The following is a 23,243-nucleotide window of genomic DNA, read 5'->3' on the forward strand; positions in this document are numbered from 1 at the left end:
GCTTCGCCATCCAACGGGGGCAAGCCCCCTCGCCACAGAGAACATCCCCCGTTTGATCTGCGCTGGATTTACTGTTTGCCCAACGCAAAGTTGGGCAACGCCCCCAGCGGCTGGTTGAACTGATACGGAATCGATACCAGCCCCTGCCCGGTATTGCGCTGCACCACAAAGTGCAGGTGCGGGCCGCTGCTGTTGCCGGTGTTGCCGGACAGCGCCAGCGGGCTGCCGACCGTCACCCGCTGTCCCTCGCGTACGCTCACCGAACCTTGCTTGAGGTGCAGGTACACGCCCATCGTGCCGTCATTGTGCAGCACCCGGACGAAATTGCCGGAGGCATCGGTGCCGCGCCCGCTCTGTGAATTCTCGACTTTCACCACCACCCCGGCCCGCGCCGCGATGATCTGGGTGCCGACCGGCATGGCGATGTCCATCGCATACTTGTTCTTCGGCCCATAGTGGCTGTACTGACCGTTGGCGCCCTGACTGAGGCGAAACGGCCCGCCCCGCCACGGCAACGGATAGCGATAGCTCTGTGCGGCACCGGCAGGGTCGCCCAGCGAATACTGGAACTGCGGCGTATACACCAGCGGCTTGCCGCCGGTGATCGCCGTCAGCAGCGCCAGACGCGTGTTGCTGCGCGCCGGCAACACCCGGCGGATAGTCTGGGCCGGCGCGCCACGCACGTTGCTCATCCCGGTAAATGCCAGCGCCACCTCGACCGGCGCGTACAGATCGTTGCGCACGAACACCACGTCGCTGCCCTTCTGCTTCTTGATATCGAGATACACCTGGCGCTCCAGGTGCTCGACCATGCGGTCCTGAAACACGAACACCTGCGAGCCTCTGCTCGGCCGGTCGCTGTACGAGACCACGCCGTTGGCATCGGTGGATTTGTAGATCGTCATGGCCACAGCCGAGGTGGAGGCCACGAAGAGACCACAGAAAAACAGCAGGCGCGCGAGCATGGGCAAAAGTCTGTCGAAGTGAGGCCTGGGAATGAGCCTAGCAGGTGAGACAGACCAGGCTAGTCGACAGATGTTTCAAAATGGGCAGCACACAAAGCAAAAGATCGCAGCCTGCGGCAGCTCCTACATTGGAATGCGATCCCTGTAGGAGCTGCCGCAGGCTGCGATCTTTTTCGATGCGCCGCTTACGCGCCCGGAACGAAGTGCTTCTGCGCTGTGCCGCGGGCGATCAGGCGGGAGATGTAGTCGAGCTTCTGCGCGTCCTGGTCGACGAAACGGAAGGTCAGTTGCAACCAGTCGCTGTCCGGCTTCGGCTCGTGGGCGACGACGGCATGCAGGTAGCCGTTGAGGCGGGCGATTTCGGCGTTGTCGCCCTGCTCCAGATCGAGCACGGCGCTGTCGAGGATCTGCGGCAGGGTGTCGGTGCGTTTCACCACCAGCAACGCTTCCTTGATGCTCAGGGCCTTGATCACGCATTGCTGGGTGCCGCTCGGCAGGCGCAACTGGCCTTGACCACGACCACCGGCCGGCGCTTTCGAGGCTGCCGGGGCCTGGACTGGCGGGCTGTTGAGCAAACCACGGGACGGCGCAGCAGCAGGCGCCGGCGCCGCAGCGGCTGGTTTGGCGAACGGATTGACCGCCGCGGCGGCCGGAGCGCCACCCACCACGGCAGGCTTGCCACCGGTCAACGCGCTCAGGGAGTCGTTGCCGAAGGCCGAATTCATCTTGGTTGGCGCGCTGTTCATCAGGGTGTCGAGCTTGCCGACTTTGTTCAGCGCCTGCTTGACCTTGGTCAGCAGTTGCTCGTTGGTGAACGGCTTGCTGACATAGCCGGAAACGCCGGCCTGGATCGCCTGGACGACGTTTTCCTTGTCGCCACGGCTGGTGACCATGATGAACGGCATGGTCTTGAGATTGTCCTGCTCGCGGCACCAGGTCAGCAGTTCAAGGCCGGACATTTCCGGCATCTCCCAGTCGCACAGCACCAGGTCGAACGCTTCCTTGGCCAGCATGGCCTGGGCCTTTTTGCCGTTGACGGCGTCCTCGGTGCGGATCCCCGGGAAGTAGTTACGCAGGCATTTTTTCACCAGGTCGCGAATGAACGAAGCGTCGTCCACGACCAACACACTGATCTTGCTCATCCAACACCCCTATAAAAATCCCGGCAAGCATACCGCTTTTACTGATGGCACATTGCCAACAATCTTCAGTCACGCCGGGACTTTTCGTTCGCGGGTGCTGCTTTTTAATTCGATTTCCTGATTCAAGCGTCCAAAACAAAAACGCCCGGCCAAAGGGCCGGGCGCTTTTCTCAGGCAATCTTACTTATCGTCAGCATCGCCCGGAACATTAGCGGTTTCGCCGCTTGTACCTTGAACTTCTTCTTTCATGCGCTTGAGGCCCAGGTGACGCACGTCGGTGCCGCGCACCAGGTAGATCACCAGTTCCGAGATGTTGCGCGCGTGGTCGCCGATCCGCTCCAGCGAACGCAGGACCCAGATGATGCTCAGAACCCGCGAGATAGAGCGCGGGTCTTCCATCATGTAGGTCGCCAGCTCACGCAGGGCGGTCTTGTATTCGCGGTCGATGACTTTGTCGTATTGCGCCACCGACAGCGCCAGATCGGCGTCGAAGCGAGCAAACGCGTCCAGCGCATCACGGACCATGTTGCGCACCTGATCGCCGATGTGACGCACTTCGACGTAACCGCGCGGCGCCTCACCTTCTTCGCACAGCTGAATGGCGCGACGGGCGATCTTGGTCGCTTCGTCACCGATGCGCTCCAGGTCGATCACCGACTTGGAGATGCTGATGATCAGCCGCAGGTCGGACGCCGCCGGCTGACGACGGGCGAGAATGCGCAGGCATTCTTCGTCGATGTTGCGTTCCATCTGGTTGATCTGGTCGTCGATCTCGCGCACCTGCTGGGCAAGGCCCGAGTCGGCCTCGATCAGCGCGGTGACCGCGTCGTTGACCTGCTTCTCGACCAGCCCGCCCATGGCCAGGAGGTGGCTGCGCACTTCCTCGAGCTCGGCATTGAACTGCGCGGAGATATGGTGGGTAAGGCCTTCTTTACTAATCATGGTGGCGTCCTTGGAGCGTCCGGTAAGGTGCGGCGGGCCGCAGCGTCAAATTCTGTGAGCAACCGCCATCTGTTAGCCGTAACGACCGGTGATGTAGTCTTCGGTCTGCTTCTTCGCCGGATTGGTGAACAGGGTGTCGGTGTCGCCGAATTCCACCAGTTTGCCCATGTACATGAACGCCGTGTAGTCGGAAACCCGCGCGGCCTGCTGCATGTTGTGGGTCACGATGACGATGGTGAACTTGGACTTCAGCTCGTAGATCAGCTCTTCGACTTTCAGGGTCGAGATCGGGTCAAGGGCCGAGCACGGTTCGTCGAGCAGCAACACTTCCGGCTCAACCGCGATGGTGCGGGCGATCACCAGACGCTGCTGCTGACCACCGGACAGACCGAGTGCCGAGTCATGCAGACGATCCTTCACTTCGTCCCACAACGCCGCGCCTTTCAACGCCCACTCGACGGCTTCGTCGAGGATGCGCTTCTTGTTGATGCCCTGGATGCGCAGACCGTAAACCACGTTTTCATAGATGGTCTTGGGGAACGGGTTCGGCTTCTGGAACACCATGCCGACGCGACGACGCAGCTCGGCAACGTCTTCGCCCTTGCGATAGATGTTGTTGCCGTAGAGGTTGATCGCGCCCTCGACACGGCAGCCGTCAACCAGGTCGTTCATGCGGTTGAAGGTACGCAGCAGCGTGGACTTGCCACAGCCGGACGGGCCGATGAAGGCGGTCACGCGCTGTTTCGGGATGTTCATGCTGACGTCGAACAGCGCCTGCTTCTCACCGTAGAACAGACTCAGGCCCGGGACTTCGATGGCGACGGTTTCCTGCTCAAGGCTCAGGCTCTGTTTATCGCGACCCAGGGCTGACATGTTGATGCCGTGGGTATGTGTTTCGTGCTGCATGGTTCTCACTCCGTTCGTAGCTGCGAGCTTCTGGCTGCAAGCTGCAAGTTTGAGCAAAAGCGGCGTGTAGCTTGCCGCTTGTGGCTAATGGCTTTAGCTGTCCAGCGCTTTGTATTTTTCGCGCAGGTGGTTACGAATCCACACTGCCGACAGGTTCAACGTGGCGATCACCAGCACCAGCAGCAGCGCCGTGGCGTACACCAGCGGACGGGCCGCCTCGACGTTCGGGCTCTGGAAGCCGACGTCATAAATATGGAAGCCCAGGTGCATGATCTTCTGGTCCAGGTGCAGGTACGGGTAGTTGCCGTCCAGCGGCAGCGACGGTGCCAGTTTCACCACACCCACCAGCATCAGCGGTGCTACTTCACCGGCGGCGCGGGCCACGGCGAGGATCATGCCGGTCATCATCGCCGGGCTGGCCATCGGCAGGACGATTTTCCACAGCGTCTCGGCCTTGGTTGCGCCCAGTGCCAGCGAGCCTTCGCGGACAGTACGCGGGATACGCGCCAGCCCCTCCTCGGTCGCCACGATCACCACCGGTACCGCTAGCAGCGCGAGGGTCAACGACGCCCAGAGCAGGCCCGGTGTACCGAAGGTCGGGGCCGGCAGCGCTTCAGGGAAGAACAGACGGTCGACCGAGCCACCCAGCACGTAAACGAAGAAGCCCAGACCGAACACCCCGTAAACAATGGCCGGAACGCCGGCGAGGTTGTTCACCGCGATGCGAATGATTCGGGTCAGGGCGTTCTGCTTGGCGTATTCACGCAGGTACACCGCCGCCAGCACGCCGAACGGGGTCACGATCATCGCCATGATCAGGGTCATCATCACGGTGCCGAAGATCGCCGGGAAGATCCCGCCTTCGGTGTTCGCTTCACGCGGGTCGTCGGACAGGAACTCCCAGACCTTGCTGAAGTAGAAACCGATCTTGGTCATCGTGCCCATGGCATTCGGCTGGTAAGCGTGAACCACTTTGCCCAGGCTGATTTCGATTTCTTTGCCGTTGGCATCGCGAGCCGTCAGGGCGTCGCGGTTGAACTGCGCATGCAGATCGCTCAGACGTGCTTCGACGTCCTGATAACGCGCGTTCAGCTCGGCACGCTCGGAGTCCATATCCGCTTGCGCGGTGGCGTCGAGCTTGCCATCCAGTTCCAGTTTGCGGCCGTGCAGACGGATGCGTTCCAGACCGGAGTTGATCGCACCGATGTCGGTCTTCTCCAGGGACTTGAGCTGCGCGGCGAGCTTGTTCACGCGGTCGATCCGCGCTTGCAGCTCTGGCCACGCAGCCTCGCCCTCGGCGATGACCTTGCCGTCCTGTTTGACGTTGACCAGGTAGCCGTAGAAGTTGCCCCACTCGCGACGCTCGATCGCCATCAACTCTGGCGGCCTGGTCTGGTTGGTCAGCCACTCGCCGACGATCCAGGTGAAGTCGTTGCCATTCAAGTCACGGTTGCCGACCTTGATCAGCTCGCGGGTCATGAATTCCGGGCCCTGATCGGGCACCGGCAGGCCAGCGCTTTTCAGGCGGGCGCGGGGCACTTCTTCTTTCTGCACCACTTCGCCGATGACCAGGTGATTGGCCTGGCCCGGTACGTCGTAGTTGGCGTGGATCAGATCCGCCGGCCAGAAGTGACCCAGGCCGCGCACGGCGATCACCGCCAGCAGGCCAATGGTCATGATGACCGCGATGGACACCGCGCCACCGCTGATCCAGACGCCCGGGGCGCCGCTCTTGAACCATCCATTCAGGGAGTTCTGTTTCACAGACTTCTACCTTTCTTAAAGCGACGAGTATTTCTTGCGCAGACGCTGACGAATCAGTTCTGCCAGGGTGTTCATGACGAAGGTGAACAACAGCAGCACCAGCGCCGAGAGGAACAGCACGCGGTAGTGGCTGCCGCCGACTTCCGACTCTGGCATTTCCACCGCGACGTTGGCGGCCAGGGTGCGCAGGCCTTCGAACAGGTTCATTTCCATGACCGGGGTGTTACCCGTGGCCATCAGCACGATCATGGTTTCCCCGACCGCACGGCCCATGCCGATCATCAGCGCCGAGAAGATGCCCGGGCTGGCGGTAAGGATCACCACGCGGGTCATGGTCTGCCACGGCGTGGCACCGAGGGCCAGGGAGCCGAGGGTCAGGCCACGCGGCACGCTGAACACGGCGTCTTCGGCGATCGAGTAGATGTTCGGGATCACCGCAAAGCCCATGGCCAGACCGACCACCAGAGCGTTGCGCTGGTCGTAGGTGATGCCCAGGTCGTGGGAGATCCACATGCGCATGTCACCACCGAAGAACCAGTTCTCCATGAACGGGCTCATGTACAGCGACAGCCAGCCCACAAACAGGATCACCGGAATCAGCAGCGCACTTTCCCAACCGTCCGGAACTTTCAGGCGGATCGACTCAGGCAGGCGGCTGAAGGTGAAACCGGCGACCAGAATGCCGATCGGCAGCAGCATCAGCAGGCTGAAGATGCCCGGCAGATGCCCTTCCACATACGGCGCGAGGAACAGACCGGCGAAGAAGCCGAGAATCACCGTTGGCATCGCCTCCATCAGCTCGATCACCGGTTTGACCTTGCGGCGCATGCCCGGGGCCATGAAGTAGGCGGTGTAGATCGCGGCGGCAACGGCCAGCGGTGCCGCCAGCAGCATCGCGTAGAACGCGGCTTTCAGGGTGCCGAAGGTCAGTGGCGAGAGGCTCAGCTTCGGTTCGAAATCGGTGTTGGCTGCGGTCGATTGCCAGACGTATTTAGGCTCGTCGTAGTTCTCGTACCAGACCTTGCTCCACAGCGCACTCCACGACACTTCCGGGTGCGGGTTGTCGAGCAGCAGCGGTTGCAGCTTGCCGCCAGCTTCGACGATCACCCGGTTGGCGCGCGGCGACAGACCGAACAGGCCCTGCCCTTCGGCGACCGGCTCGACCAGCAACGTGCGGTGCGCGGTACTGTGGAACACGCCGAGCTTGCCGGACGCATCGAGGGCAACGAAGCCTTTACGACGCTCTTCGGCAGTGATTTCAACGATCGGCGTGGTGCCCATCTGGAAGGTGCGGATTTGCTTCAGGCGCAGCTCGCCATCGGTGTCGCGGGCCATGAACCACTGGGCCAGACCACCCTTGGAATCACCGATGATCAGCGAGATGCCGCCCACCAGTTGGGTGCTCGCGGTGACTTCGGCATCGGCATTTTCCAGCAGCTTGTAGCGACCGTTGAGACTCTTGTCGCGCAAGCTGAACACATCGGCCTGGGCACGCCCGTTGACCACGTACAGCCATTGCTGGCGCGGGTCGACGAAGATGTTTTTCACCGGCTCGGTCATCTGCGGCAGATCGATACGCTTCTGCTCGTTGGTGACTTCGCCGGTCATCATGTTTTCTTCGCTGGTCAGCGCCAACACGTTGAGTTGCGAACCGGTCGAGCCCACCAGCATCAGGGTCGAATCGGTGGCGTTGAGGCTCACGTGCTCCAGCGCCCCGCCGCTCTCGTTCACCGCGATCGGCGTGTTGCCGTACGGGTATTCGATGGCCGGGGTGATGGTTTTCTTGCCTTCCGGGTAGCTGACTTTATAGGTGTGACGGAACACCAGCGCCTGGCCGTTGGACAGACCCACGGCCACCAGCGGATGACCTGGCTGGTCTTCACCGATGGAGGTGACGGTAGTGCCTGCCGGAAGCGGCAGATCGACGCGCTTCAATTCAGCGCCATTGTCGATGTCGAAGAACAGTGCCTGGCCCTTGTCGGAAACGCGCATCGCCACCTGATTCTGCTCTTCGAGCGAAATCATCAGCGGCTTGCCGGCGTCCTGCATCCAGGCCGGGGTAATGGCATCTTTCGCGGTCAGGCTGGCACCCTGGAACAATGGCGCAACGACGTAGGCGAGAAAGAAGAAGATCAGGGTGATGGCTGCCAGCACCGCCAGCCCGCCAACGAGGACGTACCAACGGGTGAAGCGATCCTTGAGCGCACGAATGCGGCGCTTGCGTTGCAGCTCAGGCGTATTGAAATCAATGCGCTTGGGAGGGGAAGTCGTAGTCATTGGGGAATTGGCCAGATCATTCATGCGCTCACCCTAGCGATCCTGTATGACAGAAAGATGACAGTGCAGTGACGCAGCAAATCCACCGCCAGCGGAACTGGCAGAGGATCGAAAATTTGAGGGGTTGCAGGAGCTGTCGAGGGGACCTCGGCTGCGATCTTTTGATCTTGCCGCTCACAAGGCCAGATCAAAAGATCGCAGCCTCGTTTCACTCGACAGCTCCTACAGAGTCCGGCGGGGTTCTCCCCGGACTCAGTTTGTTACTTTTTTGCGACTTCAGCGCCGCCTTCCTGCAGACCCAGGTCAGCCAGTGCTTTTGCAGCAACCTTGGCTGGCAGAGGGATGTAGCCGTCTTTCACTACAACTTCCTGACCCTGTTTGGACAGAACCAGTTTCACGAACTCGGCTTCCAGCGGGGCCAGAGGCTTGTTCGGGGCCTTGTTGACGTAGACGTACAGGAAACGGGACAGCGGGTACTTGCCGTTCAGGGCGTTTTCTTCCGAGTCTTCGATGAACTCGGTGCTGCCTTTTTTGGCCAGCGCTACGGTTTTCACGCTAGCGGTCTTGTAACCGATGCCCGAGTAACCGATGCCGTTCAGCGAGGAGCTGATCGACTGCACGACCGAAGCCGAACCTGGTTGTTCGTTGACGTTTGGCTTGTAGTCGCCTTTGCACAGGGCTTCTTCCTTGAAGTAGCCATAGGTGCCGGATACCGAGTTACGACCGAACAGTTGCACCGGCTTGTTGGCCAGGTCGCCGGTCACGCCCAGGTCGCCCCAGGTTTTCACGTCGGCTTTGGCGCCGCACAGACGAGTGGACGAGAAGATCGCGTCAACCTGTTCCATGGTCAGGTGCTGGATCGGGTTGTCCTTGTGTACGAATACCGCCAGGGCGTCCACGGCAACCGGGATAGCGGTTGGCTTGTAGCCGTACTTCTGCTCGAAGGCCGCCAGTTCGGTGTCCTTCATCTTGCGGCTCATCGGGCCCAGGTTGGAGGTGCCTTCAGTCAGCGCAGGTGGCGCAGTGGCGGAGCCAGCGGCCTGAATCTGGATATTTACGTTCGGGTATTCTTTTTTGTAGTTCTCAGCCCACAGGGTCATGAGGTTGGCCAGAGTGTCGGAACCAACGCTGGACAAGTTGCCCGACACACCAGTGGTCTTGGTGTAGCTCGGGATAGCAGGGTCAACAGCGGCGAACGCGTTGGCGGTCGCAACGCCAGCAGCGACAAACGTCATTGCCGCCATCAAACGCTTCAGTTTCATGCCTTACTCCTAGCAGATAGGGTGTGTTAAGTCGGGGCCAAGTATCAGCAGGCCGTGTGAACACTCTATGGCTGAAATATGACAATTGGATGAAAGGCCAGCATGTCGCTTGATCGTTCCCACGCTCTGCCTGGGAACGATCAAGCGGGACGGAAAATCAGCGCCCCTTTTTCCACAGCCAGGCACCGACCAGAATCCCCATCGCGCAAAGCACCGCTACATAGTAGGCAGGCCCCATCGCGCTTTCTTTCAACAGCAGACTCACCACCATCGGTGTCAGGCCACCGAAGATCGCGTAAGCCACGTTGTACGAGAACGACAGCCCGCTGAAGCGCACCACTGGCGGGAATGCCTTGACCATCACATACGGCACCGCACCGATGGTACCGACCAGCAAACCGGTCAGGGCATACAGCGGGAACAGCCAGTTCGGGTGATCGGCGAGGCTGTGATAGAAGGTCCAGGAGCTGATCAGCAAGCCCAGGCAACCGAAGACAAACACCCGGCCGGCGCCGAAGCGATCCGCCAGGGCGCCGGAGATGATGCAGCCAAAGCTCAGGAACACGATCGCCAGGCTGTTGGATTGCAGCGCCACCGTCGGCGAGAAGTGATAGACCGTCTGCAGCACGGTCGGGGTCATCAGGATCACCACGACGATCCCGGCCGACAGTAACCAGGTCAGCAGCATCGAGATCGCAATCGCCCCGCGATGGTCACGCAGCACCGCGCGCAGCGGCACTTCTTCGGCCAGCGCCTTGCGCAGTTGCAGCTCGGCGAACACCGGGGTTTCGTGCAGCCAGCGGCGCAGGTAGACCGAGAACAGGCCGAATACGCCACCGAGCAGGAACGGAATCCGCCAGGCGTAATCCGCAACTTCCAGCGGTGTGTAGAGGCTGTTGATCGCGGTGGCGACCAGCGAACCCAGGAGGATGCCCGCCGTCAGGCCGCTGGTCAGCGTGCCGCAGGCATAGCCGACGTGCTTTTGCGGCACGTGTTCGGAAACGAAGACCCATGCCCCCGGCACTTCCCCGCCAATCGCCGCGCCCTGGATCACCCGCATCAGCAACAGCAGGATCGGTGCCCACAGGCCGATCTGCGCGTAAGTCGGCAGCAGGCCCATGATCAGGGTCGGCACGGCCATCATGAAAATGCTCAGGGTGAACATTTTCTTGCGCCCCAGCAGGTCGCCGAAGTGCGCCATGACGATGCCGCCCAGCGGCCGCGCGAGGTAACCGGCGGCGAAAATGCCGAAGGTCTGCATCAGGCGCAGCCATTCGGGCATGTCGGCCGGGAAGAACAGCTTGCCGACCACGGTGGCGAAGAACACGAAAATGATGAAATCGTAAAACTCCAGCGCACCGCCCAGGGCCGATAGCGACAGAGTCTTGTAGTCATTGCGGGTCAGGGGTCGTGCAGGTTGCTCGGGCTGCGCGAGGCTCGAAGGCGCTGTGGTCATGGCAAGGGCTTCTCTTATAGTCGGATCTACCGCCACAACAACGCTGGCTGTGGCTTGGGCAGGTTCGGCACCATAGCAAATTGTTCGAAAAAGCACATAGAGGCGCGTATTTGACAGTCAAAATCAGAACCCGATGGTCGTCGCGGAGTCTACCGACCGATATACTCGCAACCTTGCTCCGGTTTGTAGGGGGTTGCTGTGCGAAAACGTCGTTGGTCGCCTTGGTGCGTGGATCCAGCCGCTTTCGCAGAGTTTCCCTTTAGGCGCCTTATGGAAAACGTGACGAACGTAGTATGTTCGGTGCTGAATCGTTTTTCCTGAAGACGGCTACCACCAGCAGTACCAACGAAGAGTCACGGGTCAGAGGCACCCCCGGCATGATAGAGCTCGAACAAGAAGATCCGATCCCGCAAGGCGACCTGGCCCTGCAAATTACCGCACTCCCCCGCGAAACCAACGGCTTTGGCGATATTTTCGGCGGCTGGCTGGTGGCGCAGATGGATCTGGCGGGCACCGCGATGGCCAGCCGCGTTGCCGGTGGCCGTGTGGCGACCGTGGCCATCGACCGCATGGCATTTCTGGTGCCGGTCGCGGTGGGCGCGCAATTGTCCTTTTATACCCAGACCCTGGAAATCGGTCGCAGCTCGATCCAGATGATGGTCGAAGTCTGGAGCGACGATCCGCTGTCCAGCGAGTGGCGTAAAGTGACCGAAGCAGTGTTCGTCTTCGTCGCCATCGACGGCAGCGGTCGCACCCGTTCGGTGCCACCACGCGCGCGTTAAACCTCGCCGCGGTTTTGCGGTCGATAGTCGTCCCAAGTGTCTGATCGAGAGCTGTCCCATGAACACGCCCAACGTTGAAGCCGTGAAACTGGATGAACTGAACTGCTGGCGCATCCGCCACGGTCAGGCCGAAGTGCTGGTCGCCCAGCAAGGCGCGCACATCCTCAGTTATCAGATCGACGGCCAGCCGCCGATCATCTGGCTCAACGACAAGGCCGTGTTCAAGACCGGCAAAAGCATCCGCGCCGGTGTGCCGGTGTGCTGGCCTTGGTTCGGCAAGTTCGAACGCAACCCGCAGAGCGTGCAGGCCATGTACACCGGCGAGCAACCGGCACCCGCGCACGGTCTGGTGCGGGCGATGGATTGGGAGTTGGGCGGCATCGAATCAGAGGCTGACGGCGTCAAGGTCGAATTCAAGCTGCCCTACCCCGAAGGTGGCCTGCCGGGCTGGCCGCATCAGGTCGATCTGACCCTGACCTTGCATCTGTCCGAGCAACTGAGCTTCAGCCTGACCAGCCACAACCGTGGCAGTGACACCGTCAGCCTGAGCCAGGCGCTGCACACTTACTTCGCGGTCAGTGACGTGCGCAATGTGCACGTCGATGGCGTGAATGGTTTGAATTACATCGAGACGCTGGATGACTGGAAAACCAACACCCAGCAAGGCGATCTGCATTTTGCCGGTGAGACCGACCGCATCTACCTCGATGCTCCACCACAGTTGAGCATTGTCGACGCGGCTTGGGAACGACGCATTGTGCTGACGGCTACCGGTTCGCGCACCGCCGTGATCTGGAACCCGTGGATCGACCGCGCGGCGGCACTGACCGACATGGACAACGATGGCTGGCAGCGCATGTTGTGCATCGAGACGGCGAATGTGATGGATGACGTGGTGACTTTGGCACCGAGCGCCAGTCACACCATGGGCGTCAGCATCGACAGCAAACCGCTTTAAGATCAAAAGATCGCAGCCTTCGGCAGCTCCTACAGGGAAATGCATTCCAATGCAGGAGCTGCCGAAGGCTGCGATCTTTTGCTTTAGAGATCAGACTCTTGCACCACCCGCACCTTGTCCGCTTCCAGCGCGTACGCCGCATCGGCCAGATCATTGCTGACCTTCTCGATCTTCAGCGTGCCGGTGACCCACAGCGGCGTGTAGATATCATCCAGCTTCAAGCCTTTGGGATAACGCACCAGCACCAGCTGATTCGGCGGCGGTGGCGGCACGTGGATGCATGCGCCCGGGTACGGCACGAGGAAGAACAGCGTGCTGCGGCCCTTGGCATCGGACTCCAGCGGCACCGGGTAACCACCGATGCGGATGTGCTTGTCGTTCATCGACGCCACGGTCTTGGTCGAATACATCACTGCCGGCAGGCCCTTGGCCTGCTTCATCCCGCCCTTCTGGGTGAAGGTGCCGGTGGCTTCCGGGGAGTTGTGGTCGATTTCGGGCATGGCCTCGAGGGCTTTCTGGTCCGACTTGGGCATCAGTTCCAGCCAGTCGGTTTCCGGCAGTTCGCCGGCGTGGGCCAGACCGCTGCCCAGCAAAAGGAGAGTCAACAAAAGACGGCGCATGGAGGTGCTCGGTAAAAGATGCTCGGATAAAGGAAGGACGTTGAATCGCCGAGCATTCTAGCCCTCCCTGCCGCGTCGGCAGAGAGGACTTGGTGCTTGGATCAGTTCTTTTTGATCAGGCCGTAGATCACCAGCAGCACGACCGCGCCGACCAGTGCGCCGATGAAGCCTGCGCCCTGACCTGCCTGATAGATACCCAGGGCCTGGCCGCCGTAAGTGGCTGCCAGCGAACCGCCGATACCGAGGAGGATGGTCATGATCCAGCCCATGCTGTCATCGCCCGGCTTAAGGAAGCGTGCCAGCAGGCCGACGATCAAGCCGATAAAGATGGTTCCGATAATTCCCATGGCATTTCCCTCTGACGCTGAATAGTAGATATGCCAAAGCCTAGTCAGACTTTGGCATCCTGCCATGAGAGAACGGCGGCTCCCGAAGGTTCCGCCGCTGCCACATGAAACTGCTTACTCGGCGATCAGCGCTTCGACCTTGACGATCTGCGCCTGGAGCGTGGCCATGTCGGCGCAGCGCAGGTTGGCGTGACCGACCTTGCGCCCGGCCTTGAAAGCTTTGCCGTAGTGGTGCAGATGGCAATCTTCGATGGCGATGACTTTCTCCACCGGCGGAACCACGCCGATGAAGTTGAGCATCGCGCTCTCACCGACCTTGGCTGTCGAACCCAGCGGCAGGCCGGCAACGGCGCGCAGATGGTTTTCGAACTGGCTGCACTCGGCGCCTTCGGTGGTCCAGTGCCCGGAGTTGTGCACGCGCGGGGCGATTTCGTTGGCCTTGAGGCCACCGTCGACTTCAAAGAACTCGAACGCCATCACGCCCACATAGTCGAGCTGTGTGAGCACACGGCTGGAGTAGTCTTCGGCCAGGGCCTGCAACGGGTGATCGGTGCTGGCGACCGACAACTTGAGAATGCCGCTGTCGTGAGTGTTGTGCACCAGCGGGTAGAACTTCGTTTCGCCATCGCGGGCACGCACGGCAATCAGCGAGACTTCACCGGTGAACGGCACGAAGCCTTCCAGCAGGCAGGCAACGCTGCCCAGTTCGGCGAACGTGCCAACCACGTCCTCCGGTTTGCGCAGGACTTTCTGACCCTTGCCGTCATAACCCAGGGTACGGGTTTTCAGCACGGCCGGCAGACCGATCGAAGCGACGGCGGCATCCAGATCGGCTTGCGATTGAATGTCGGCGAAGGCCGGGGTCGGAATCCCCAGATCCTTGAACATGCTTTTCTCGAACCAGCGGTCGCGAGCGATGCGCAAGGCTTCGGCGCTCGGGTACACCGGCACGAATTGCGAGAGAAACGCCACGGTTTCGGCCGGGACGCTTTCGAACTCGAAGGTCACCAGGTCGACTTCGTCAGCCAGTTGGCGCAGGTGATCCTGATCGCCGTAATCGGCCCGCAGGTGTTCACCCAGTGCGGCGGCGCATGCGTCCGGCGCAGGGTCGAGGAAAGCGAAGTTCATGCCCAGCGGAGTCCCCGCCAGCGCCAACATGCGGCCCAACTGGCCGCCACCGATTACACCGATCTTCATCTCAACAACCTCAGGCAATACGTGGGTCTGGATTGTCCAGGACGCTGTCTGTCTGCTCGGCACGGAAGGTTTTCAGTACCGCGTGGAACTGTGGATGCTTGGCGCCCAGAATGCTCGCCGAGAGCAACGCGGCGTTGATCGCGCCTGCTTTGCCGATGGCCAGGGTAGCCACCGGAATGCCGGCCGGCATCTGCACGATCGACAGCAGCGAATCGACGCCCGAGAGCATCGACGACTGCACCGGAACGCCCAGCACCGGCAGGTGGGTCTTGGCCGCACACATGCCTGGCAGGTGGGCTGCGCCACCGGCACCGGCGATGATCACCTCGATGCCGCGGCCCTCAGCCTCTTCGGCGTACTGGAACAGCAGATCCGGGGTGCGGTGAGCAGAAACCACCTTGACCTCGTACGGGATGCCGAGCTTTTCCAGCATATCGGCGGTGTGGCTAAGGGTGGACCAATCGGACTTGGAGCCCATGATCACGCCAACCAGTGCACTCATCGTCGCGCCTCTTCTCTCTGGGCGCCCGCAGGCGCGTCAAAAACAACAAGCCACGCAGGATTGCGTGGCTTGATTGTACGAAAAATGGCCGGACGGACCGGCCGAAGGCCGCGCAGTATACCGCAAAGAAGCCAATAAACAGCCCCCGTCACGACCATCTGTCTTGTGATGCAAAACAACAGGTTTATTGACTCGAAAATCAAGAACCCTGCACTACCAATAACATCGGCTGGAAGTTAACGCGCGCTCGCGCTGGCACACTAAAACCTAAACAACAGAACATCAGGAAATAAAAACTAAAGAACCATCAATGGCGTGCAGACCTTCAATGCTATACAAATCCCATAACACTTATTACAACAGCCACATTAAATTAGAAAGCTTGAATCACCGACAACTACAACAACAAAACTGCAAAATAAACTTATACAAAATTCTAACAATCATTTCGACGGCCAGACGCGTCTTTGGCCGTTATCACTGATAACAATATCTACTGGAGTTTCGCCATGTCACGTTCGCTTGTGCTGTATGTCTTTATTCATAAAGATTTATCGGAACATGATTCCAAAGCCCTCTTTGAAAGCCATTTCAGCTGGCTGGCTGACGAATTCGAAGAAATTTCAGGAAAGCCGTTCGCACTCTTTATGATACAGCCGTCAGACGCACCCGGCCTCAGTGATCACGCCTATAAAATCGGTACGCCTGAGCAAGCGATTTTCGATTGGCGCGAGAAAGTCGATGAACATAAGGATCTTCGCGTTAGCGACTACTACGACGATCACACTCGAAAGTTTCTTTTACTGACACGCGACAACCTCAGCGATAGTGTTGCCGGTATAGCAAGCCAGACCGGCTACTGCGCAATTTCCTCGATTAATGGCGAGCAGACACCTGCTCATGAAGTCGGTCATATGTTTGGTGCAGAGCATGAAGACTTTGAGGTCTATTACAACGGCTGGTGGGATGAAACCATTATGGCGTCCGGGACCGTTGCATCGGTATTCCGAGGAAACGCCAAGCGTTTCAGCGATAAAAACCGGGAACGCATCCGCAACTACCTCAAAGAACACGACTAAGCCCTATTGAGTCCCTGCACTGACAAGAGTGAACGCGAAAATCGCCTTCACTCTTGCTGTCCGTCAAGCAGTAGAACCCGCCACTCCCCCTTCCAGCTTACGCCACAGCAACCGCACGTTGGCCTTGCGCACCAGCGCGCAGCGATACAGACGAATCTCCAGCGGCACATGCCATTGCGGGCCGCCGCAGACGACGAGTTCGCCGCGGGCCAGTTCGGCACGTACGCTCAGTTGCGGCACCCAGGCAATCCCGAGGCCTTCCAGGGCCATGCTCTTGAGGCTGTCGGCCATGGCGGTTTCGTAGATGGTGGTGAAACGTAACTGACGCTGACGCAACAATCCGTTCACCGAACGCCCGAGAAACGCTCCGGCGCTGTACGCCAGCAACGGCACGCTGGCGTCGCCTTCCAGATCGAACAGCGGCTTGCCATCGGCATCCGCCGCGCACACCGGCAGCATCTCGGTCTGGCCCAGATGCAGCGACGGGAAGATTTCCGGGTCCATCTGCATCGCCGCGTCCGGGTCGTAGAACGCCAGCATCAGGTCGCAGCCGCCTTCGCGCAGCGCATGCACGGCGTCGCCGACATTGGTCGCCACCAGCCGCGTGGCGATGTTCAACCCTTCGTTGCGCAGTTGTGCGATCCAGCGCGGGAAAAACCCCAGCGCCAGCGAGTGCGCCGCGGCGACTTGCATCACCTCGCCCTGCCCGCCTTCCAGGTGATGCAGATGACGCAGCACTTCACCGAGCTGTTCGACCACCGTGCGCGCGGTCACCAGAAACAGCTGTCCGGCCGCCGTCAGCTCGATCGGCGTGCGCGAGCGATTGACCAGCGTCAGCCCGAGCGCTGCTTCAAGGCTGCGGATCCGCCGACTGAACGCCGGCTGAGTCACGAAGCGCCGTTCGGCCGCCTGCGAGAAGCTGCGAGTGGCGGCCAGAGCACTGAAGTCCTCGAGCCATTTGCTTTCCAGATTCATCACGCCCTCCCGGGAACGCACCAAAACAGGTCACACGTCTGCCGCGCGCGCGGCGTCACACGGGCATTATGCCGAATGTGCATAGGGCAGTGTTTAACAGCATTGGCCCAAAAAATCCTACAAGCCTAGCATTCGCAGCGTTCCGGCATAGACCGGGTCCATATCGAGATGATTTCTATCATGTCCTCCGCTGCATCTTTCCGCACAGAAAACGACCTGCTTGGCGCCCTCGAAGTACCGGCTCAAGCGTATTACGGCATCCAGACCCTGCGAGCGGTGAACAACTTCCGTCTCTCCGGCGTTCCGATTTCGCATTACCCGAAACTGGTTGTGGGTCTGGCGATGGTCAAACAGGCCGCCGCTGACGCCAACCGTGAGTTGGGTCACCTGAGCGAAGCCAAGCACGCTGCCATCAGCGAAGCCTGTGCCCGATTGATCCGCGGTGATTTCCACGAAGAGTTCGTGGTCGACATGATTCAAGGTGGCGCCGGTACTTCCACCAACATGAACGCCAACGAAGTGATCGCCAACATTGCGCTCGAAGCAATGGGTCACCAGAAAGGCGAGTACCAGTACCTGCACCCGAACGACGACGTCAACATGGCGCAGTCGACCAACGACGCCTACCCGACCGCGATCCGCCTGGGTCTGCTGCTGGGTCACGACGCGTTGCTGGCCAGCCTCGACAGCCTGATTCAGGCCTTCGCGGCCAAGGGTCAAGAATTCAACCACGTCCTGAAGATGGGTCGTACCCAGCTGCAAGACGCCGTGCCGATGACCCTGGGTCAAGAGTTCCGCGCATTCGCCACCACCATGAGCGAAGACCTGGCCCGTCTGAAGACGCTGGCCCCGGAACTGCTGACTGAAGTGAACCTGGGCGGCACCGCGATCGGCACCGGCATCAACGCCGACCCGCGCTATCAGGCGCTGGCGGTACAGCGTCTGGCGCTGATCAGCGGTCAACCGCTGGTTCCAGCCGCCGACCTGATCGAAGCCACCTCCGACATGGGTGCCTTCGTGCTGTTCTCCGGCATGCTCAAGCGCACCGCAGTCAAGCTGTCGAAAATCTGCAACGACCTGCGCCTGCTGTCCAGCGGCCCACGCACCGGCATCAACGAGATCAACCTGCCGGCCCGTCAGCCAGGCAGCTCGATCATGCCCGGCAAGGTCAACCCGGTGATTCCGGAAGCCGTTAACCAGGTGGCCTTCCAGGTCATCGGTAACGACCTGGCGCTGACCATGGCAGCCGAAGGCGGCCAACTGCAACTGAACGTGATGGAGCCGCTGATCGCCTTCAAGATCCTCGACTCGATCCGCCTGCTGCAACGCGCCATGGACATGCTGCGCGAGCACTGCATCGTCGGCATCACCGCCAACGAAGCCCGCTGCCGTGAACTGGTCGAGCACTCGATCGGTCTGGTCACCGCGCTGAACCCGTACATCGGCTACAAAAACGCCACCCGCATCGCCCGTATCGCCCTTGAAAGCGGCCGCGGCGTGCTGGAACTGGTGCGCGAAGAAGGTCTGCTCGACGAAGCCATGCTCGCCGACATCCTGCGCCCGGAAAACATGATTGCACCGCGTCTGGTTCCGCTCAAAGCCTGAGCCGACGCGTTACTTGTTGCACCGCTCACCAGGTCGAGGGACTAGACACCTCTCACCTTTTGAGGGCTTGGGGATTGGTCCCCAAGCCCTTTTTTTTAACTGTTTGACCCTGAGCCCCGTATGTCTGGGGGTTGCGCCAACAAGAAAGCAGCCTCCAAACAAGCCCGGCGCCGGTAACGCCGGGTGTTTCAAAGCTTCGTTTCGTCGCTTGCACCACAAGCGTGCAGACGGGCGCCGCACTGATCGGTATAGTGCCGCCCCTCTTCGCGTGAGCGGTCGTCGGTAACGAGGCCATAACCCATGCGAAACCCGAACTAATAACAAACCCGCGAAATGGAACCGGGACGAAACATTCGCCTCACCTGTCGTGCCGCGTGCACACCGGCGTAACACGATGTTTCTGACCATCCAGTATTTGCTTACACAAAAAACAGCGAGGAAAAATCCATGCTCGAAGTCATCAACGACTTCCTCTCAGGGAAAGTACTGATCGTGCTCATTGTCGGGCTCGGTAGCTACTTCACGATTCGCTCGCGTTTCGTTCAATTGCGGCACTTCTTCCACATGTTCGCGGTGTTCCGCGACAGCCTCAAAGGCAGCGCCGGGCAGCTCAGCTCGTTCCAGGCCCTGATGCTCAGCCTTGCCGGCCGTGTCGGTGCAGGCAACATCGCCGGTGTCGGCATCGCCGTGACCCTGGGTGGTCCAGGTGCGGTGTTCTGGATGTGGGTGACCGCACTGGTCGGCATGTCCAGCAGCTTCTTCGAATGCACCCTGGCCCAAGTCTACAAGCGCGCCGATGGCGACGGCCTGTACCGTGGCGGCCCGGCTTACTACATCCAGCACGGCCTGAAACTCAAAGGCATGGCGGTGGTGTTCTCGATCCTGCTGCTGGTCACCTACGGCTTTGCCTTCATTGGCCTGCAGTCCTACACCGTGACGCACTCACTGCAGAACGCCTTTGAATTCAATCCACAACACACCGGTATCGTCCTGGCGGTGCTGCTGGCCATTACCTTCATCGGCGGCATCAAGCGCATTGCCTCGGTGTCCGACCTGCTCGTACCGATCAAGACCCTGGCCTATATCGGCGTGACCCTGTACGTGATCGGTACCCAGATCGAACACGTGCCAGCCATGCTGGAAACCATCTTCAAGAGCGCCTTCGGCCTCGACCCGGCCTTTGGCGGCCTGCTCGGCAGCGCCATCGTCATGGGCGTGAAGCGCGGCGTGTTCGCCAACGAAGCGGGCCTGGGCAGTGCGCCGAACGTTGCCGCAGTGGCCGCCGTGAAGCACCCGGGCGCCCAGGGCGTGGTCCAGGCCTTCAGCGTGTTCCTCGACACCTTCGTGATCTGCACCTGCACCGCGCTGCTGATCCTGCTGTCGGGCTTCTACACCCCGGGCTTCGAAGGTGACGGCATCGTCCTGACCCAGAACTCGCTGGCCGCCGTGGTCGGTGACTGGGGCCGCATGTTCGTCAGCGTCGCTCTGTCGCTGTTCGTCTTCACTTGCATCCTCTACAACTACTACCTGGGCGAAAACAGCCTGCAGTTCCTCACCCGCAACCGCGCCGCGCTGATGATTTTCCGCGGTCTGGTCCTGGCGCTGGTGGTATGGGGTTCGATGCAGGACCTGTCGACCGTGTTCGCCTTCGCCGACATCACCATGACCTGCCTGGCCTTCGTCAACCTGATAGCCCTGGCCATGCTGTTCAAGGTCGGCATGCGCGTGATGCGCGACTACGACGAGCAGCGCCGCGCCGGCGTCAAGCAGCCCGTGTTCGACTCCAGCAAATTTACCGATCTGGACCTGGACCTGAAGGCCTGGCCGACCAACCCGCCAGCCGCCGCCGGCAAGACCGAAGTCGAGCCGCAAGGCGCCCCTGCAGCGCAACGCTGACAGGTGAATGACGGGCGCATCCCCTGCGCCCGTCAGTTATTGTGATGCAATAACTTGTAGGAGCGAGCCTGCTCGCGATAGCTGTCTTTCAGCCAACATCAATGTTGAATGATGAACCGCTGTCGCGAGCAGGCTCACTCCTACAATGTCATCTCTTGTGGAGACCCTCAGATGATTGCCAATTCCTTCCCCGCCGCCCAACACGTCATGGTGCTCTACACCGGTGGCACCATCGGCATGCAGGCCAGTGCCAACGGCCTGGCCCCAGCGTCCGGTTTCGAAGCGCGGATGCGCGAGTACCTGCACAGCCAGCCTGAGCTGGTGGTGCCGCAGTGGCGCTTCCGGGAAATGTCGCCGCTGATCGACAGCGCCAACATGACCCCGGCCTATTGGCAGCAACTGCGTGAAGCGGTGGTCGATGCCGTGGACGTGCAAGGCTGCGACAGCGTGTTGATCCTGCACGGCACCGACACACTGGCCTACAGCGCCGCGGCAATGAGCTTCCAGTTGCTCGGCCTGCATGCTCGTGTGTGCTTCACCGGTTCCATGCTGCCGGCGGGCGTGGCTGACAGCGATGCCTGGGAAAACCTCGGCGGCGCACTGGTTGCCCTCGGCCAAGGCTTGGCGCCGGGTGTGCACCTGTACTTCCACGGCGAACTGCTGGACCCGACCCGCTGCGCGAAAGTGCGCAGTTTCGGTCGGCATCCGTTCAAACGCCTCGAACGTCAGGGCGGCGGGGTGAAAGCATCTTCGATGCCGGCCGCGTTGAACTACAACCAACCGAAACAACTGGCGAATGTCGCTGTGCTGCCGCTGTTCCCCGGCATCAGCGCCGGGATTGTCGACGGTCTGCTCGACGGCGGTATCCAGGGCCTGGTGCTGGAGTGCTACGGCAGCGGCACCGGACCGAGCGACAACCCCGAGTTCCTCGCCAGCCTCGGCCGAGCCCGGGACAACGGCGTGGTGGTGGTCGCAGTCACCCAGTGCCATGAAGGCGGGGTCGAGCTGGACGTTTACGAGGCCGGCAGCCGGCTGCGTGGCGTGGGCGTGTTGTCCGGTGGCGGCATGACCCGCGAAGCGGCGTTCGGCAAGTTGCAGGCGTTGCTGGGTGCTGGTCTGGAGTCGGCTGAAGTGCGGCGCCTGATCGAACTCGACCTGTGTGGCGAGCTGATCTGACACCACGCAATACCCCTGTAGGAGTGAGCCCCTGTGGCGAGGGAGCTTGCTCCCGCTCGCCTGCGAAGCAGTCGCAATATTTCGGGGCCGCTGCGCGCCCCAGCGGGAGCAAGCTCCCTCGCCACAATAGCCCTCCCACAGTTTGATCGGCGTCCGGCATGCAACTTGCTGCGTTCCAGTCATCTCAAGGCTGGAAGATTTTATGCTGCACTCCCACCTCACCACCCTCAACGCCGTTTCGCTGGTGCTCAACACCTTCAAGGCCGAAGGCTTGTCGAGCGAGGCATTGCTGGCCGGCAGCGGCATCAGCGCTACAGATCTGAACCGCGCCGACACGCGCATCACCACCAACCAGGAGATGCAGGTCTGCGCCAACGCGGTCGCGCTCAAGCACGATATCGGTCTGGAACTGGGCCGGCGCATGCATGTTTCCTGCTACGGCATCCTCGGTTATGCGCTGCTGACCTGTGCCACCTTCGGTGACGCTTTGCGTCTGGCGATCCGTTATCCGGCGCTGTTGGGAACACTTTTCGAACTGAGCCTGGAGGACGACGGCGAGCGCGTCTGGTTCGTTGCTGCCGATTACCGCGAGAGCCCGGCGATGGCGGTGTTCAACGCCGAGTTCTGCCTGGTGTCACTGAAAGTCATTTGCGACGACCTGCTCGGTCATCCCCTGCCCTTGCTCGCCACGCGGTTTGAACACGCGGCGCCGGATTACCGCGACAGCTACGCCGAACACTTCGCCAGCCCGCTGCACTTCGCCGCCAGGGACAACGCGTTCGCCTTCGACCGCCGCTGGCTCGAGCAGCCGCTGCCACTGGCCGATGCCATCACCCATCAGGCCATGGCCGAGCGCTGCCGCAAGCAGAACCTCGAATTCACCGGCCGCCAGGCCTGGCTCGGGCGTATCCGCCAATTGCTCAGTGCCCAGTTGAATGCCGCGCCGGGGCTGGAGGGCCTGGCCCAGCAGATGAAGTGCTCGCCGCGCACCTTGCGCCGTCACCTCAAGGACATGGGCAGCAGTTATCAGGAGCTGCTCGACGAACTGCGTTTCGAGCGCGCCAAGCAGATGCTGTGTGAAGATCAGTTGCCGATCTACCGCATCGCCGAAACCCTGGGCTTCAGCGAAACCGCAAGCTTCCGCCATGCGTTCGTGCGCTGGAGCGGTGTGGCGCCGAGCCAGTTCAGAACCTGAAAGATCAAAAGATCGCAGCCTTCGGCAGCGCCTACACCGATCTCTGTAGGCGCTGCCGAAGGCTGCGATCTTTTGATCTAAAAAGGGGCGAATAACGGTCAGTTTTTTTGGCCATATCGATCCCCTTTTGGCCTTTCCTGCCGTTCTCCGATTCACCGCACGCCGCAACACTGGGGGCCACCGAATCAGCCCTGCGG

20 protein-coding genes are annotated in these 23,243 nt (G+C 60.8%); 7 read left to right on the forward strand and 13 right to left on the reverse strand.

All coding sequences use genetic code 11. The features are described from left to right. Positions 1 to 68 precede the first annotated feature (68 nt). The 8 genes from NN484_RS06325 to NN484_RS06360 form a co-directional block, all read right to left on the reverse strand. The gene (locus NN484_RS06325; protein WP_215500517.1) at positions 69 to 965 is read right to left on the reverse strand and encodes a peptidoglycan DD-metalloendopeptidase family protein; all 897 of its coding nucleotides are present in this window, start codon (positions 963 to 965) and stop codon (positions 69 to 71) included. Positions 966 to 1,150: 185 nt separating this feature from the next. After that, positions 1,151 to 2,107 (reverse strand): response regulator, encoded by a 957-nt coding sequence (locus tag NN484_RS06330; protein ID WP_274658747.1) that lies wholly within the window; start codon positions 2,105 to 2,107, stop codon positions 1,151 to 1,153. Positions 2,108 to 2,287: 180 nt separating this feature from the next. Continuing rightward, positions 2,288 to 3,049 carry a phosphate signaling complex protein PhoU gene (gene phoU, locus NN484_RS06335; RefSeq protein WP_007962290.1) on the reverse strand — a complete coding sequence of 254 codons (762 nt, stop codon included), beginning with the start codon at positions 3,047 to 3,049 and terminating at the stop codon, positions 2,288 to 2,290. Positions 3,050 to 3,121: 72 nt separating this feature from the next. After that, positions 3,122 to 3,955 (reverse strand): phosphate ABC transporter ATP-binding protein PstB, encoded by an 834-nt coding sequence (pstB, locus tag NN484_RS06340; RefSeq protein ID WP_007962289.1) that lies wholly within the window; start codon positions 3,953 to 3,955, stop codon positions 3,122 to 3,124. Between the two features lie 93 nt (positions 3,956 to 4,048). Further along, positions 4,049 to 5,719 carry a phosphate ABC transporter permease PstA gene (gene pstA, locus NN484_RS06345; RefSeq protein WP_215500516.1) on the reverse strand — a complete coding sequence of 557 codons (1,671 nt, stop codon included), beginning with the start codon at positions 5,717 to 5,719 and terminating at the stop codon, positions 4,049 to 4,051. Between the two features lie 15 nt (positions 5,720 to 5,734). Next, on the reverse strand, positions 5,735 to 7,768 hold the full coding sequence (locus tag NN484_RS06350; RefSeq protein WP_215500762.1) for an ABC transporter permease subunit: 2,034 nt from the start codon (positions 7,766 to 7,768) through the stop codon (positions 5,735 to 5,737). Between the two features lie 488 nt (positions 7,769 to 8,256). Continuing rightward, positions 8,257 to 9,258 (reverse strand): phosphate ABC transporter substrate-binding protein PstS, encoded by a 1,002-nt coding sequence (locus tag NN484_RS06355; RefSeq protein WP_127649597.1) that lies wholly within the window; start codon positions 9,256 to 9,258, stop codon positions 8,257 to 8,259. A 157-nt stretch (positions 9,259 to 9,415) separates the two neighbouring features. Next, positions 9,416 to 10,714 carry an MFS transporter gene (locus tag NN484_RS06360; protein ID WP_274658748.1) on the reverse strand — a complete coding sequence of 433 codons (1,299 nt, stop codon included), beginning with the start codon at positions 10,712 to 10,714 and terminating at the stop codon, positions 9,416 to 9,418. Between the two features lie 377 nt (positions 10,715 to 11,091). Between NN484_RS06360 and NN484_RS06365 the strand changes: the two genes are divergently transcribed. Then, on the forward strand, positions 11,092 to 11,496 hold the full coding sequence (locus NN484_RS06365) for an acyl-CoA thioesterase (protein WP_003229628.1): 405 nt from the start codon (positions 11,092 to 11,094) through the stop codon (positions 11,494 to 11,496). Between the two features lie 58 nt (positions 11,497 to 11,554). Then, the gene (locus NN484_RS06370) at positions 11,555 to 12,454 is read left to right on the forward strand and encodes a D-hexose-6-phosphate mutarotase (RefSeq protein WP_215500515.1); all 900 of its coding nucleotides are present in this window, start codon (positions 11,555 to 11,557) and stop codon (positions 12,452 to 12,454) included. 83 nt (positions 12,455 to 12,537) lie between these two features. Here the strand turns inward: NN484_RS06370 and NN484_RS06375 are convergent, their stop codons facing one another. The 4 genes from NN484_RS06375 to purE all read right to left on the reverse strand — a co-directional run bounded on the left by NN484_RS06375 (position 12,538) and on the right by purE (position 15,120). Beyond that, positions 12,538 to 13,074 carry a DUF3299 domain-containing protein gene (locus NN484_RS06375; protein ID WP_064379774.1) on the reverse strand — a complete coding sequence of 179 codons (537 nt, stop codon included), beginning with the start codon at positions 13,072 to 13,074 and terminating at the stop codon, positions 12,538 to 12,540. Positions 13,075 to 13,175: 101 nt separating this feature from the next. Continuing rightward, positions 13,176 to 13,421 carry a GlsB/YeaQ/YmgE family stress response membrane protein gene (locus NN484_RS06380; protein ID WP_008030708.1) on the reverse strand — a complete coding sequence of 82 codons (246 nt, stop codon included), beginning with the start codon at positions 13,419 to 13,421 and terminating at the stop codon, positions 13,176 to 13,178. Positions 13,422 to 13,535: 114 nt separating this feature from the next. Next, complete coding sequence (locus NN484_RS06385) at positions 13,536 to 14,618, reverse strand: 5-(carboxyamino)imidazole ribonucleotide synthase (RefSeq protein WP_127649592.1); 1,083 nt, start codon at positions 14,616 to 14,618, stop codon at positions 13,536 to 13,538. A 10-nt stretch (positions 14,619 to 14,628) separates the two neighbouring features. Then, positions 14,629 to 15,120, reverse strand: coding sequence for a 5-(carboxyamino)imidazole ribonucleotide mutase (gene purE / locus NN484_RS06390; RefSeq protein ID WP_003229641.1), 492 nt, complete (start codon positions 15,118 to 15,120; stop codon positions 14,629 to 14,631). A gap of 509 nt (positions 15,121 to 15,629) precedes the next feature. On the opposite strand from purE, the gene NN484_RS06395 reads away from it, so the two are divergent. Beyond that, positions 15,630 to 16,199 carry a zinc metalloprotease gene (locus NN484_RS06395; protein ID WP_274658749.1) on the forward strand — a complete coding sequence of 190 codons (570 nt, stop codon included), beginning with the start codon at positions 15,630 to 15,632 and terminating at the stop codon, positions 16,197 to 16,199. A 63-nt stretch (positions 16,200 to 16,262) separates the two neighbouring features. Here NN484_RS06395 and NN484_RS06400 read toward each other — a convergent pair whose 3' ends face one another. Then, positions 16,263 to 17,174: a LysR substrate-binding domain-containing protein gene (locus NN484_RS06400; RefSeq protein ID WP_215500512.1), complete on the reverse strand. Its 912-nt coding sequence runs from the start codon at positions 17,172 to 17,174 to the stop codon at positions 16,263 to 16,265. A 180-nt stretch (positions 17,175 to 17,354) separates the two neighbouring features. On the opposite strand from NN484_RS06400, the gene aspA reads away from it, so the two are divergent. The 4 genes from aspA (at position 17,355) to NN484_RS06420 (ending at position 23,046) form a co-directional block, all read left to right on the forward strand. Then, positions 17,355 to 18,779: an aspartate ammonia-lyase gene (aspA, locus tag NN484_RS06405; RefSeq protein ID WP_127649589.1), complete on the forward strand. Its 1,425-nt coding sequence runs from the start codon at positions 17,355 to 17,357 to the stop codon at positions 18,777 to 18,779. Between the two features lie 447 nt (positions 18,780 to 19,226). Then, entirely contained in the window at positions 19,227 to 20,675 is a 1,449-nt protein-coding gene (locus NN484_RS06410) for an alanine/glycine:cation symporter family protein (RefSeq protein ID WP_127649588.1), read from the forward strand. A 171-nt stretch (positions 20,676 to 20,846) separates the two neighbouring features. After that, positions 20,847 to 21,851 carry an asparaginase gene (locus NN484_RS06415; RefSeq protein WP_274658750.1) on the forward strand — a complete coding sequence of 335 codons (1,005 nt, stop codon included), beginning with the start codon at positions 20,847 to 20,849 and terminating at the stop codon, positions 21,849 to 21,851. Positions 21,852 to 22,053: 202 nt separating this feature from the next. Continuing rightward, positions 22,054 to 23,046, forward strand: a complete 993-nt coding sequence (locus NN484_RS06420; RefSeq protein ID WP_215500510.1) for an AraC family transcriptional regulator — start codon at positions 22,054 to 22,056, stop codon at positions 23,044 to 23,046. The last annotated feature ends 197 nt before the right edge of the window (positions 23,047 to 23,243 follow it).

The organism is Pseudomonas serboccidentalis (assembly GCF_028830055.1).
GTDB classification, from domain to species: domain Bacteria; phylum Pseudomonadota; class Gammaproteobacteria; order Pseudomonadales; family Pseudomonadaceae; genus Aquipseudomonas; species Aquipseudomonas serboccidentalis.